Genomic DNA, 13,881 nt, shown 5'->3' with positions numbered 1-13,881 from the left:
GCCTAAAGCAACAGTTCCTCCAGGCGTCCGTGCAGGCGCTCGGGGAGGTTTTCCTGAATCTCGATCAGGGCGCGCTGGATGGCACTCTGCAAACCCTGCACGCCGGCGGAGCCATGGCTCTTGACCACGATACCCTGCAAGCCGAGGAAACTCGCGCCATTGTGGCGCGCCGGTGCCAGGTCGGCCTGCAGGCGCTTGAGCAACGGCAAGGCCAGGAGGCCGACCGCCCGCGACGCCAGGTTACGACGGAACAACGCCTCGATCCGCGCGGCGATCATGGTCGCCAGGCCTTCGCTGGACTTGAGCAGGATATTGCCGACAAAGCCGTCGCAGACCACCACATCGGCCTCGCCACGGTACAGCCCGTCCCCCTCGACGAAGCCTATATAGTTCAGCCCGCGAGCTTCCTGCAACAAACCGGCCGCCAGCTTGACCTGCTGGTTACCCTTGATGTCTTCGGTACCGACATTCAGCAAGGCCACCCGCGGCCGCACCACGCCCAGGGCCTCGGCGGCCACCGAGCCCATCACGGCGAACTGGAACAGGTGCTCGGCACTGCAATCGACATTCGCCCCGAGGTCGAGCAACTGGCAATAGCCGCGCCGGGTCGGGATCGCCGCCACCATCGCTGGCCGGTCGATGCCCGGCAGGGTCTTGAGCACATGACGCGACAGGGCCATCAGCGCCCCGGTATTACCGGCACTGACCACCGCCTGGGCCTTATCGTCACGCAGTAGCTGCAACGCCACGCGCATCGACGAATCGGGCTTGCCACGCAGGGCCTGGGACGGCCGCTCATCCATGGTGATGACCTCCGCCGCCGGGACAATCGTCAGGCGCGCGCGATCAACAGCCGGATAACCAGCAATCAATTCATCGAGTTGGGAAGGTTGACCGACAAGGGTCAGGTGCAGCGAGGGTGTAGCGGACAGGCAGGCAATACTGGCCTGGACAATGCTGCGGGGACCGAAGTCCCCGCCCATTGCGTCGATCGCGATGATCTGAGCGGACAAGATTTACTCGTCAGCGCCCTTGTCGATCACTTTACGGCCACGGTATACGCCTTCTGGCGATACGTGGTGACGCAGGTGAACTTCACCGGTGGTCTTTTCCACGGACAGGGTGCTAGCCTCGAGAGCATCGTGGGAACGACGCATGTCACGGGCGGAGCGGGATTTTTTGTTCTGCTGAACAGCCATAATTGATTAACTCCTAAACGTTTGGGTCACGCTTTAACTGCGCCAATACACTGAACGGGTTGGACCGCGTTACCTCGTCCTCGCTCGGCTCAGGCTCTTCGAGCCCGTCCGGCTGCTGGCATTCTTCCGGATGATGAGCAGGCACAATGGGCAAGGCGAGCAGAAGCTCTTCCTCGATCAATGCCTGCAGATCCAAAGGATCTTCGCCCAGTTCCAGCACGTCATAACCTTTCGGCAACGACTGGGTATTCGCACCCTCCTTCACCACGGCATAACTGCACTCGCTGTGGATCGGCAGGGTGACCAGCTCAAGACAACGCTGGCAAACCATTTTGACTTCGGTGTCGATAAAGCTGTGGATAACCACAGACTTACGTTCATCTCGTTCAAAAACGAATTTGGCCTGCACCGTACCGACGTTGTCGGAAAGCGGGTCGCAGAGTCTCTCCAAATCGGCCAGCAGCAGTTCACCTTGAAGGGTGGTGCCACGGTCAGCCAATTTGCGCGGGTCAACGTGAGGTGGAATCGGGTCATTCAACATAGGCGCAGCATTATAGGGATACCCCTGACCATGTCAAAGGAAATTCAGCCCTGTCCGTCAGCTTCGCCTCTGGATAGAATCGCCGGCTACCCTCAGGAGAAGCCCATGCTGCCGTTGTTACTCGCTTCCAGCTCGGTTTATCGCCGGGAACTGCTTGATCGCCTGCGCCTGCCTTTTACCTGCGGCTCGCCCGATATCGACGAGAGCCACCAGCCCGGCGAGTCCGCCGAGGCCCTGGTCAGGCGCCTGGCCGAAGAAAAGGCCCGCGCCCTGTCCGCCAGCCATCCACGACACCTGATCATCGGTTCGGACCAGGTCGCCGTGCTCGACGGGCGCATCATCGGCAAATCCCACACCTTCGACAAGGCCCGCGAGCAACTGCTGGCGGCCAGCGGCGCCAGTGTGACTTTCCTCACCGGCCTGGCCCTGCTCAACAGCCAGAGCGGCCGCTGCCAGGTCGACTGCGTACCGTTCACCGTGCATATGCGCCAGCTCGATCCGGAGCGCATCGAACGCTACCTGCGGGCCGAGCAGCCCTATGACTGCGCGGGCAGCTTCAAGGCGGAAGGATTGGGTGTCAGCCTGTTTCAACGTACAGAGGGGCCAGATGCCACCAGCCTGGTGGGCCTGCCGTTGATCCGACTGGTGGATATGCTGTTGGCCGAAGGGGTCGAGATTCCCTGAAGCGGGACGCGGAGCGTCCTGGGAGGCATTCCCACGCAGAGCGTGGGAACGATCAAACCTGTACGCGAAGAGGGCCTTGAACCTTGCGGCGCCCATCCGGACGCCATCGCTGGCAAGCCAGGCTCCTTACAGGGGCCTCGCAATCATCAACGCAGGGGCGGCCCCTGGAAGCCCATCCACATGGCCAACTGCTCGGCCACGCTGGCACCGAGCTTTTTCGAGAAGCGATCGAAAGGCGACTCCTGGACCGTGAAGTCCACCAGCTCCTTCTCGCCGATCACGTCACGGGCCACGGAACTGGCACTGCCCAGGCCATCGATCAGCCCCAGGGGCAAGGCCTGCTCACCAGACCAGACCAGACCAGAGAACAGCTCGGGATGCTCTTTATCCTTGAGACGATCACCACGCCCTTTCTTGACGCTGTCGATGAACTGGTTGTGAGTGGTGTCCAGCACGCTTTGCCAGAAGCGGGTTTCATCCGCCTTTTGTGGCTGGAACGGATCGAGGAACGCCTTGTGTTCACCCGAAGAGTAGGCACGACGCTCAACCCCCAGCTTCTCCATGGTGCCGACAAAACCGTAACCCGCCGCCGTCACGCCAATGGAGCCGACCAGACTGGCCTTGTCGGCGTAGATCTGGTCAGCCGCGCTGGCAATGTAGTAAGCCCCCGAGGCACCGAGATCGGAAATCACCGCATAGAGCTTGGTATCCGGGTGAAGGCCGCGCAGCCGGCGGATCTCGTCATAGACATAACCCGACTGCACCGGACTACCGCCCGGGCTGTTGATACGCAGGATGACCGCCTTGACCTTGGGATCCTTGAACGCCTCGCGCAGACTGCTGACGATATTGTCGGCGCTGGCCGACTCCTTGTCCGCGATCACCCCGCGCACCTCGATCAGGGCGGTGTAGTGCGCACCGCGACCGGCACTCTTTTCCATGTCCATCAGCGGCGAGAACATCAACAGCGCGACCAGCAGATAGGCGAAGGTCAGCAGCTTGAAGAAAATCCCCCAGCGCCGCGCCCGGCGCTGCTCCTGGACACCCGCCAGCAGGGTCTTCTCCAGCAGTTTCCAGCTTTTGTCGTCGCCGCCTTCGGCATTCGCCTTGGGCGGTGCACTCCATTCATCTGCCATGCGTGCTCACCCCAATAGACTCAATGGGCCTGGCGATTCAGCCAGGCATGCAATTCAGGAAAACCATCGATCGCCAAACGCGGCTCGAACACTCGCAACTCATCCAGCGACAAGGCGCCGTAGCCGACCGCCACGCTGTCCATGCCGGCATTGCGCGCCATCTGCAGGTCAAACGCCGAATCGCCGACCATCAGCGCCTGGGACGCCGGCACGCCACAGTAGGCAAGAATCTCTTCGAGCATCAACGGATGCGGCTTGCTCGCGGTTTCGTCGGCGGCCCGGGTGATATCGAAGTAATCCAGCCAGCCATGGGCCTTCAGCACCCGATCCAGCCCGCGACGGGCCTTGCCGGTCGCCACGGCCAACTGGTAGCCCGCGGCGCGAAACGCGTCCATGGACTCCACCACGCCCGGGAACAACGGCGAAGGCACGGCTTCCAGGGCAATATAACTGTCGGCGTAGTGCTGACGGAAAATGACCAGCTCTTCGTCGGAAATACTTGGATAGAGGGTACGGATCGCTTCCGGCAAGCCCAGGCCGATAATCCCCTTGACCGCCGGATCATCGCGCTTGGGCCAGCCGGCACGCTCGGCCGCCTCGCCCATCGCCTGGACAATCCGACCAATGGAATCGGCCAGGGTGCCGTCCCAATCGAAAATCAGCAGCTTGTAATCAGACCGCACTCAACCGCTCCACCGTCTTGGCCCACATTTCATCCACCGGCGCCTGCAACTTCAGCTCGCCGCCATCGGGCAACGGCACGGTCAGCATGTAGGCGTGCAGGAACAGGCGCTTGCCACCCAGGTCGCGAATCTCCTTGGTGAAAGCCTCCTCGCCGTACTTGCTGTCACCGGCGATGCAATGGCCGGCGTGCAAGGTGTGTACACGAATCTGGTGGGTCCGGCCGGTCACCGGCTTGGCCTCGACCATGGTGGCGAAGTCACCGAAGCGACGCAGTACCTTGAATACGGTCAGCGCCTCCTTGCCTTCTTCATTGACCTCGACCATGCGCTCGCCGGAACGCAGGTTGCTCTTGAGCAACGGCGCCCGCACCTGCTTCAGGGCGGTATCCCAGCGTCCGCGGACCAGGGCCATATAACGCTTGTCCACGCCATCGCCGCGCAACTGCTCGTGCAAATGGCGCAACATGCTGCGCTTCTTGGCGATCATCAGCAGGCCGGAAGTGTCACGGTCCAGTCGGTGCACCAGTTCCAGTTCCTTGGCGTCCGGGCGCAGCTGGCGAAATGCCTCGATCACGCCGAAATTCAGGCCGCTGCCGCCATGCACGGCAATACCGGCCGGCTTGTTGATCACGATCAGCGCCTTGTCTTCGAACACGATCGAGGCTTCCAGGCGCTGCAACAGGCCCTGGGCCAGCGGCACGGGCTCGTCGCGCTCGGGAACGCGCACGGGAGGCACTCGAACGACATCTCCGGCCTGCAGCTTGTACTCGGGCTTGATCCGCCCCTTGTTCACTCGCACTTCGCCTTTACGCAAGATGCGGTAGATCAAGGTCTTGGGCACGCCTTTGAGCCGGGCAAGAAGAAAGTTGTCGATGCGTTGGCCGGCATATTCCGGCAAGACCTCAAGCAGTTGGACGCCTGGGGTCGGGGGGGTAGTCGTCGTCATGCTGGGAATGATAACAATTTTTTATGGAATTGAAGCACTTAATCATTGCTGCTATAGTCGCGAACGCCGCCAAAAGCGGCCGGGCAGAGGAACAACGGCAAACAGCCGACCCTGACCAACGCAATTCATCAGGACGCGAGGCCGTCCTACGGGGCTTTCGCTACACATGGCAGGTTCGTGATTGTAACGAGCGCAGGTGACATGAGGCCTGAAGCGAGCCGGGAAACTGAGTAACCACTCGTCATCCCGAGCCGATATTCACGGCCAGTTCACAAAGTGCAGTCAGTCGCAGGACAAGCCCGAGCGAGAGTGCCGGAAACAACGCCTGATTAGCCATGATGCGTGAACTCCCCTTTCGGCGTTCACGGTAAATGCCAACCCGCTGCGGATTCTGCGCGCGGCAGCACCCGAATTATCAGGGATACGTGTAGGGTGGAGATGCACAACCGTCGGACTGTGTAGCATTAGGCTTGTTCAAGACGCTTCATATCGTCCACACCCGCGGTTGATTCCTCCTCCTGACTCAGTTTTGCTTAAGCGGTGCTTATGCCACCACAGCAAGCAGGAAGCGTCAGTCGCGACTTCGCCTGAAGGTCGAAATCTCGCTAGACACTGGAGTGGCCAACCACTCCTGACGCACCTGACACCGACCGTGAGAAGTCGTGTGTGCCGAACGCCGTTTCCGGCAGCCCGGAAACCGACGGTACTACATGAAAAGAATGCTGATTAACGCAACTCAACCCGAAGAGTTGCGTGTTGCACTGGTAGATGGCCAGCGCCTCTACGACCTGGACATTGAGTCCGGTGCACGCGAGCAGAAGAAGGCCAACATCTATAAAGGCCGGATTACTCGCATCGAACCAAGCCTCGAGGCTGCCTTTGTCGATTTCGGCTCTGAGCGCCATGGCTTCCTGCCGCTGAAAGAAATCTCCCGCGAATACTTCAAGAAGTCCCCCGAAGGCCGCGTCAACATCAAGGACGTCCTGAGCGAAGGCCAGGAAGTCATCGTCCAGGTCGAAAAAGAAGAACGTGGCAACAAGGGCGCCGCCCTGACCACCTTCATCAGCCTGGCCGGTCGTTACCTCGTCCTGATGCCGAACAACCCGCGTGCCGGCGGCATTTCCCGCCGCATCGAAGGCGAAGAGCGCAACGAACTGCGTGAAGCGCTGAACGGCCTGGTGGCACCTGCCGACATGGGCCTGATCGTGCGTACTGCCGGCCTGGGCCGCAGCAGCGAAGAAATGCAGTGGGACCTCGACTACCTGCTGCAACTCTGGACCGCGATCAAGGAAGCGTCCCTGGATCGTTCCGCGCCTTTCCTGATCTACCAGGAAAGCAACGTGATCATCCGCGCCATCCGCGACTACCTGCGCCAGGACATCGGCGAAGTGCTGATCGACAGCGTCGAAGCCCAGGACGAAGCCCTGACCTTCATCCGCCAGGTGATGCCGCAGTACGCCAGCAAGATCAAGCTGTACGAAGACAGCGTCCCGCTGTTCAACCGCTTCCAGATCGAAAGCCAGATCGAGACCGCCTTCCAGCGCGTCGTCGAACTGCCTTCCGGCGGTTCCATCGTGATCGATCCGACCGAAGCCCTGGTGTCCATCGACATCAACTCGGCGCGCGCCACCAAAGGCAGCGACATCGAAGAAACCGCGCTGCAGACCAACCTCGAAGCCGCTGAAGAAATCGCCCGCCAGTTGCGCCTGCGCGACATCGGCGGCCTGATCGTGATCGACTTCATCGACATGACCCCGGCCAAGAATCAGCGCGCCGTGGAAGAAAAAGTCCGCGAATGCCTGGAAGCCGACCGCGCCCGCGTACAAGTCGGCCGCATCTCGCGCTTCGGCCTGCTGGAAATGTCCCGTCAGCGCCTGCGTCCGTCCCTGGGCGAAAGCAGCGGCATCGTCTGCCCACGCTGCAACGGCACCGGCATCATCCGTGATGTCGAGTCGCTGTCCCTGGCGATCCTGCGCCTGATCGAAGAAGAAGCCCTGAAGGACCGCACCGCCGAAGTCCGCGCCCAGGTGCCGATCCCGGTCGCTGCGTTCCTGCTCAACGAAAAACGCAACTCGATCACCAAGATCGAACTGCGCACCCGTGCCCGCATCGTGATCCTGCCGAACGATCACCTCGAGACGCCGCACTTCGAAGTGCAACGCCTGCGCGATGACAGCCCGGAAGCCCACACCAACCAGTCCAGCTACGAAATCGCCGCTGCCGCTGCCGAAGTGGAAGAAGTCCAGCCGGCCGCCGCAACCCGCACCCTGGTTCGCCAGGAAGCCGCGGTCAAGACCGCTCCGGCCCGCGCCAATGCGCCCGTGCCGACCGAAGTGGTCGCCCCGGTGGTTGCCGCCCCGGCTCCGGTTGCCGAGCCAAGCCTGTTCAAGGGCCTGGTGAAGTCCCTGGTCAGCCTGTTCGCCACCAAGGAAGAGCCGGCCGCGCCGGTCGTGGTCGAGAAACCGGCCGCCGAGCGTCCTGCCCGTAACGAAGAGCGTCGCAACGGTCGTCAGCAGAGCCGCAACCGCAACGGTCGCCGCGATGAAGAACGCAAGCCGCGCGAAGAGCGTGCGCCACGTGAAGAACGCGCACCGCGCGAACCTCGCGAAGAGCGTGCGCCGCGTGAAGAACGTGTACCTCGCGAAGCCCGTGAAGAACGAGCCCCGCGTGAAGCCCGTGACGAAGCTCCGGCCGTAGCCCGCGAGGAACGTACACCGCGCGCTCCACGCGAAGAACGTGCACCGCGTGCCCCACGTGAAGATCGCAAGCCACGCGGCGAGCGTGAAGAGCGTGTACGTGAACTGCGTGAACCGCTGGATGCCACCCCGGCAGTCGGCGCTGTCGCCGGCGCCGCTGCTGCTGTTGTCGCTGAAGAACGTCCGGCCCGCGCCCCGCGTGAAGAGCGTCAGCCACGTGCTCCGCGTGAAGAACGCCAGCCACGCGCCGAACAGGCCGCTGAAGCGGGTGAAGAAGAGGAAGTGTTGCAGGGCGAAGAGCAACTGCAGGACGACGGCCAGGACAACGCCGAAGGTGGCGATCGTCCACGTCGTCGCTCCCGCGGCCAGCGTCGTCGCAGCAACCGTCGCGAGCGGCAGCGCGATGCCAACGGCAATGTGATCGAAGGCTCCGAAGAAGGCGGCGAAGGTAATCAGGGCGAAGCCAGCACTGATGACCTGGCTGCAGGCCTGGCCGTGACCGCCGCTGTCGCCAGCAGCGTGATCAGCGCCCCGGCTGAAGCCCAAGCGCAGCAGCAGGCTGAACGCGCCACCGCCGCTGTCGAGCAAACCCCGGCCGTCGAAGCGCCTGTGGTGGAAGCGACGACTCCGGTAGATGCGGTTGCCGCACCGGAAGTGGAAGTTGCTCCGGTAGTTGAAGCCGCACCGGTGATCGAAGCAGCGGCTGAACCCGCTGTTGCTGCCGAACTGCCAGTGTTCGTGGCGCCAGAGCCTGCGGTCGAAGCCCCTGTTATCGAAACGGCGGCTGTCGAAGCCCCCGTGGTTGAAGCAGCAGTAGTTGAAACCCCGGTCGTTGAAGCAGCCGTCGAGAAAGCACCGGAGCCCGCCCAGGAAGTCCAGGCGACCTTCGAATGGTCCGCTGAACCGGCCGTCGTCGAAGCGGCACCGGCGCCAGTCGCCGAGCCTGTGATTGCCGAACCGGTTGCCGCGGAGCCTGTCGTGGCTGCGCAACCAGAGCCGGCTCCGGTCGAGGCCCCAGTCGTTGCCGAAGTCGCCGCGCCAGTGGTTGAAGAAGCTCCGGCAGTGGTCGTGTCCAGCAACGGCCGCGCGCCGAACGACCCACGTGAAGTGCGTCGCCGCAAGCGTGAAGAAGAGGCCCGCAAGGCTGCCGAACTGGCTGGCGCAGCCGCCACACCTGCCGTGGAAGCGGTAGTGGTTGCTGAAGTGGTACAAGAAGCCGCTCCGGTGCCTGTTGTACACACTGAAAGCGAGCCGGCTGCGCCGACCATCGACGAGAACCTGCAATCCGTCGACGAAGTGATCGAGCACACGCCAAAAGCCCTGGAAGAAGCCCACGAGCCTAAACCCCTCGCCTGACTCCAGCGGTAACTGAAAAGCCCCGCCTGCAGCGATGCAGGCGGGGTTTTTTTATGGCGGTCACATCAGACTCAGATCGCTCCCACGCTCTGCGTGGGAATGCAGCCCGTGACGCTCCGCGTCACAAAGGCGGACGCGAAGCGTCCAGGGAGGCGTTACCACGCGGAGCGTAGGAGCGTAGGAGCGATCCAGCTATCTGGCTATCCGGTTCTGGTCAGATATCTGGGGTAGAGAAGGGAAATTCCAGGGCCGAAGGAAGATCGACATCCCAGGTGATCCCGGGGTCCTCGACCACTACCGGATGAACCCTGGCCGTCGCGAACAGGGGCTTGGCCCCACGGTCCCCGGACAAACCCCGCAACGCAGTCCCGAAACCGGCACCGAAACCCACCGGATGACCATATTCACCGGCAAGCACCGGCACGCGGATCAGATCGCCGGCCATGCCCTCCAGCACTCGTGCAAAAGTCTGCGGCAGGATAAACGGCATATCGCCCAGCACCACCAGCCAGCCCCCGGCACCAGCGGTTGCGGCAACTGCGGCGGCGATGCTGTCACCCATGCCGGCGGAATCCAGCAGCAGCACCCGACAGTCATGCACGCGCGCCAGACGAATCACCTCGGCACGATCCGGCGTGGTGACCACAATCCGTTCGCCAAGACCGTGAGGCAAGCTGCACAGCACCTGCTCCAGCACCGGACGAATCACCCCGTCACGGCCACGGCAAGGCGCCAGCAACTTATCCTGGTCAGCCCCCGCGACCTGCCGAAAGCGGCTGCCCTGCCCCGCTGCCAGGATAATCGCCGCGACCGGATCAGCCATTGATCGCAAGCTCCGGCTTCTTCTGCCGCAACTCCACGCCGTTCTTGATCGCGACGATCTCAGCCAGCAGCGACAAGGCAATCTCCGAAGGCGTGTGACTGCCGATATGCAAGCCGATCGGACCGTGCAGGCGGGCAATGGCCTCCGCGCTCAACCCCAGCGCCGCGAGATTGTCCCGACGCTTGCGGCTGTTGATCCGCGACCCCAGCGCGCCAATGTAGAAGGCCCTGGAATTCAATGCCGTGAGCAATGCCATGTCGTCCAGTCGCGGGTCATGGGTCAGGGCGACAATGGCCGTGCGTTCGTCGGTCTGGATATTCAACACGGCCTCATCGGGCATGCCCGGCACAAAGCGCCCGTGCCGTTCCTCCCAGCCATGGACGAACTCCTCCCGCGGATCGCAGATCAGTACCTCGAAATCCAGCAGCCGGGCCATTTCCGCCACATACCGCGACAACTGGCCGGCGCCGATCAACAGCAGGCGCCAGCGGGGGCCGTAGATGGCCCGCAAGACCTGGTCATCGAAAGTCAGGGCGTCGTGCTTGCCCGCCTCGTGCAAGGTCACCGCACCGCTGCTCAGGTCCAGTTCGCGAGCAACGACCTCATGGGCCTCGCAACGCTCCAGCAGTTGTGCAACCCAGGCAAAATCGTCGATCCGCTCCTCGGTCAGGCGCAGGGTCCCGCCACAGGGCAAGCCGAAACGCGCCGCCTCTTCGCGGGTCACGCCATAGGTCACCAGTTGCACGGGCGGCCCATCCTCGGGCAGGCGGCCATCGTACAGCCGGGCAATCAGGTCGTCTTCAATGCAGCCACCCGAGACCGAGCCGATCACCACGCCATCGCCGCGCAGGGCCAGCATCGCCCCCGGTTGCCGGGGCGCGCTGCCCCAGGTCTGGACCACGCTGTACAACACCACCCGCTGCCCGGCGCGGCGCCATTGCAGGACACTGCGCAGGACATTCAGATCGACACTGTCCATCAGGCCTTCGCCTTGTTCCAGCCTTGCAGCTGGTAACGTACCGGCAGGTTGCGGATGCGCTGGCCGGTGGCGGCGAAGATCGCATTGCACAGGGCCGGCGCGATCGGCGGTACGCCAGGTTCACCCACCCCGCCCAAAGGTACTTCTCCCGCTGGCGTGACCAGGTGCACCGCCACTTCCTTCGGCGCCAGGGACATGCGCGCCACTTCATACATATGGAAGTTGTCCTGCTGGACCTTGCCGTCCTTGAAACTGATTTCCCCCAGTACCGCATTGCCCAGGCCCATCACACAGGCACCCTCGAACTGCGAGCGGATCCGCTCCGGATTGATCTGCGGTCCGCAATCCACGGCGATATCGGCCTTGTGCACGATCAGCGTGCCATCCTCCTTGACCTCGACTTCGATGGCCGCCGCCACATAGGTGACAAAGCTGTAGTGCACCGCCAGGCCCAGCCCACGCCCCTTGGGCAGCTTGCGCCCCCAACCCGCCGCCTTGGCCGCGGTTTCCAGCACGCCACGCAAACGAGCGGTGTCGATCGGATAACGCTCGGGGGATTCGCCGTAGTTCCACTGGTCGCTCAGGGTATGCGGATCGATCTTGCGGTCCGGTCCCAACAGCTTGAGCTGATACGCCAACGGATCCTGCCCGGCCTTGTGGGCCAGTTCGTCGACAAAACTCTGGATGGCGAAACCATGGGGAATGTTCGACACCGAACGGTACCAGCCGACGCGGGTATGAACCTTCGCCTCAGGGTTCTCCAGGCGCACGTTGGGAATGTCGTAGGCCATGTTGGTGAAGCCCATGCCCAGTTCGAACGCCGCCTCATTGTTCATATTGGGCGCGAACAACGCCGTGATACTCGGCGCCACCGTGCGGTGCAGCCAGCCGGAAGGCGTACCGTCCTTGTTCAGGCTGGCACGCAGGTACTCCGCCGAGACGGTATGGAAATAGGAATAATGGATATCGTCCTCGCGGGTCCACTGCACCCGTACCGCCTGGCCCGGCATCTCCTTGGCCAGGATCGCCGCCTCGATGACATAGTCCGGCTTGGACTTGCGTCCGAATCCGCCGCCCAGCAGCGTGACATGGACCGTGACCTTGTCGAAGCCGATGCCCAGCCGCTCGGCAATCCGCTCACGGGTGACCTGCGGCGCCTGGGTCGGTGCCCAGGCTTCGCACTGGCCATCGTTGAAACGGGCGATGGCGACCATCGGCTCCATGGGTGATTGCGACAGGTGGGGCAAGTAGTAGCCGGCCTCGAAATGACTGGCGGCACGTTTCAGCGCTTCATCGACATTGCCGGTGTTGCGCACCACCTTGCCCGGCTTGCGTGACGAGGCCTCCAGCTCCTGGCGATAGGCAATGGAGTCATAGCTGACGTTATCACCATTGTCCCAGACGATACTCAGCGCCTCGCGCCCCTTGATCGCCGCCCAGGTATTGCTGGCGATCACCGCCACGCCACCCAATGGCTGGAATTCCGAAGGCAGCGGACGCGCTTCGATCTCCAGCACCTTGAGCACACCCGGCACCTTCAGCGCGGCGGCCGAGTCGAAGGACTTGACCTTGCCACCATACACCGGCGGACGCGCCACGGTGGCGTAGACCATGCCGTCGAAATGGATGTCGGCGCCATACAGGGCACGGCCATTGACGATATCGGCGCCATCGATGGCCCGCGTCGACTCCTTGCCGATGTAGCGAAACTCCGCCGGCTGCTTGAGCTTGAGACTGTCCCAGGACGGCACCGCCAGCGCGCCGGCAGCGGCGGCCAGGGCACCGTAGCCCAGTTCACGCCCGCTCGGGCTGTGGATAACCTTGTGCAACTGCGCATGGCATTCGCCCACCGGGACTTTCCACTGCTGCGCCGCCGCCTGTTCGAGCATGGTCCGCGCCGCCGCACCGCAACGCCGCATCGGCTCGTACCAATGGCGCATGCTGCGCGAGCCGTCGGTGTCCTGGTTGCCGAAGCGCACTTCGTCCGCCGGCGCCTGCCGTACCTTGACCAGCGCCCAGTCGGCTTCCAGTTCGTCGGCGACCACCATGCTCAAACTGGTGCGCACGCCCTGGCCCATCTCGGAGCGGTTGCAGGTCACTGTTACGCTGCCATCGGCGTCGATGCTGACGTAGACCTTGGGATCGTCGATCCAACCATTGGGCATGCCATCGGCGCCGTATTTTTTCTCACCCTCGGCAAAGGCCTCGGGCAAGCCCCAGGTCGCTGCCAGCACCAGGGCACCGGTGACCCCGACCCCCTTGAGAAAGCCGCGCCGGCTGAGGTTGCTCAGGGCGAAATCGTTCAGGGACTGGCTCATGCCTTGGCCTCCTGCAGGTGCGCGGCGGCATTGTGGATCGCCGTCTTGATGCGGTTGTAGGTACCGCATCGGCAGATATTGCCGACCATCGCTTCTTCGATCTGCTCGTCGCTGGGCTGGGGGTTGACCTTGAGCAGTGCCGTGGCGGACATGATCTGCCCGCCCTGGCAGAAGCCGCACTGCGCCACCCCGCCGTCCAGCCAGGCCTGCTGCACCGCCTGGCCGACCGGGTCGCTGTGCAGGCCGTCGATGGTGTTCACGCCCTTGCCCGCCACCGCACCGAGCGGAGTGATGCAGGAACGCGCCGGCAGGCCGTCGATGTGCACGGTGCAGGCACCGCACAGGCCCATGCCGCAGCCGAACTTGGTCCCGGTATAACCCGCCACGTCACGGATCGCCCACAGCAGCGGCATGTCCTCGGTAGCGTCCAGGGGATGGTCTTGACCATTGAGTTTCAGGGTAATCATGGGCACGCCCGCATTATTCAGGTCATGGGGGTCGAGCCATCTGCGCAGGCGCC

General features: G+C 63.2%; 12 protein-coding genes. 2 read left to right on the top strand and 10 right to left on the bottom strand.

Annotated features, from left to right (window positions below):
- Positions 1-2: 2 nt before the first annotated feature.
- From plsX to HX851_RS35090, 3 genes are read right to left on the bottom strand one after another with little or no spacing between them, the layout of a single operon-like run.
- Positions 3-1,013: a phosphate acyltransferase PlsX gene (gene plsX, locus HX851_RS35100; RefSeq protein WP_177057523.1), complete on the bottom strand. Its 1,011-nt coding sequence runs from the start codon at positions 1,011-1,013 to the stop codon at positions 3-5.
- Positions 1,014-1,016: 3 nt separating this feature from the next.
- Entirely contained in the window at positions 1,017-1,199 is a 183-nt protein-coding gene (rpmF, locus tag HX851_RS35095; protein ID WP_003179396.1) for a 50S ribosomal protein L32, read from the bottom strand.
- 13 nt (positions 1,200-1,212) lie between these two features.
- Positions 1,213-1,740: a YceD family protein gene (locus HX851_RS35090; RefSeq protein ID WP_083875327.1), complete on the bottom strand. Its 528-nt coding sequence runs from the start codon at positions 1,738-1,740 to the stop codon at positions 1,213-1,215.
- 105 nt (positions 1,741-1,845) lie between these two features.
- Between HX851_RS35090 and HX851_RS35085 the strand changes: the two genes are divergently transcribed.
- Entirely contained in the window at positions 1,846-2,424 is a 579-nt protein-coding gene (locus tag HX851_RS35085; RefSeq protein ID WP_177057524.1) for a Maf family protein, read from the top strand.
- A gap of 146 nt (positions 2,425-2,570) precedes the next feature.
- On the opposite strand, the gene sppA is transcribed toward HX851_RS35085, so the two are convergent.
- The 3 genes from sppA to rluC are packed head-to-tail and all read right to left on the bottom strand — an operon-like array spanning position 2,571 to position 5,189.
- Positions 2,571-3,560 (bottom strand): signal peptide peptidase SppA, encoded by a 990-nt coding sequence (gene sppA, locus HX851_RS35080; RefSeq protein ID WP_177064271.1) that lies wholly within the window; start codon positions 3,558-3,560, stop codon positions 2,571-2,573.
- Positions 3,561-3,580: 20 nt separating this feature from the next.
- On the bottom strand, positions 3,581-4,243 hold the full coding sequence (locus HX851_RS35075) for an HAD-IA family hydrolase (protein WP_177064270.1): 663 nt from the start codon (positions 4,241-4,243) through the stop codon (positions 3,581-3,583).
- Complete coding sequence (gene rluC, locus HX851_RS35070) at positions 4,233-5,189, bottom strand: 23S rRNA pseudouridine(955/2504/2580) synthase RluC (RefSeq protein ID WP_177057527.1); 957 nt, start codon at positions 5,187-5,189, stop codon at positions 4,233-4,235. Before rluC ends, HX851_RS35075 begins: the two co-directional genes overlap by 11 nt.
- Before the next feature lie 710 nt (positions 5,190-5,899).
- Between rluC and rne the strand changes: the two genes are divergently transcribed.
- Complete coding sequence (rne, locus tag HX851_RS35065; protein ID WP_177064269.1) at positions 5,900-9,241, top strand: ribonuclease E; 3,342 nt, start codon at positions 5,900-5,902, stop codon at positions 9,239-9,241.
- Between the two features lie 214 nt (positions 9,242-9,455).
- Here rne and HX851_RS35060 read toward each other — a convergent pair whose 3' ends face one another.
- From HX851_RS35060 to HX851_RS35045, 4 genes are read right to left on the bottom strand one after another with little or no spacing between them, the layout of a single operon-like run.
- Positions 9,456-10,064 (bottom strand): nucleotidyltransferase family protein, encoded by a 609-nt coding sequence (locus HX851_RS35060; RefSeq protein ID WP_177057529.1) that lies wholly within the window; start codon positions 10,062-10,064, stop codon positions 9,456-9,458.
- Complete coding sequence (locus HX851_RS35055; protein ID WP_177057530.1) at positions 10,057-11,043, bottom strand: XdhC family protein; 987 nt, start codon at positions 11,041-11,043, stop codon at positions 10,057-10,059. The genes HX851_RS35060 and HX851_RS35055 overlap by 8 nt, the downstream gene beginning before the upstream one ends.
- A complete protein-coding gene (locus tag HX851_RS35050; protein ID WP_177064268.1) occupies positions 11,043-13,361 on the bottom strand; it encodes a xanthine dehydrogenase family protein molybdopterin-binding subunit in 2,319 nt (772 codons plus the stop codon). The genes HX851_RS35055 and HX851_RS35050 overlap by 1 nt, the downstream gene beginning before the upstream one ends.
- Positions 13,358-13,828 carry a (2Fe-2S)-binding protein gene (locus HX851_RS35045; RefSeq protein ID WP_177057532.1) on the bottom strand — a complete coding sequence of 157 codons (471 nt, stop codon included), beginning with the start codon at positions 13,826-13,828 and terminating at the stop codon, positions 13,358-13,360. The genes HX851_RS35050 and HX851_RS35045 overlap by 4 nt, the downstream gene beginning before the upstream one ends.
- Positions 13,829-13,881 lie beyond the last annotated feature (53 nt).

The organism is Pseudomonas gingeri, assembly GCF_013385635.1.
Taxonomy (GTDB): Bacteria; Pseudomonadota; Gammaproteobacteria; order Pseudomonadales; family Pseudomonadaceae; genus Aquipseudomonas; species Aquipseudomonas gingeri_A.
The sequence above is the reverse complement of the archived record's forward strand: the minus strand, read 5'-3'. Positions and strand labels throughout refer to the sequence as shown.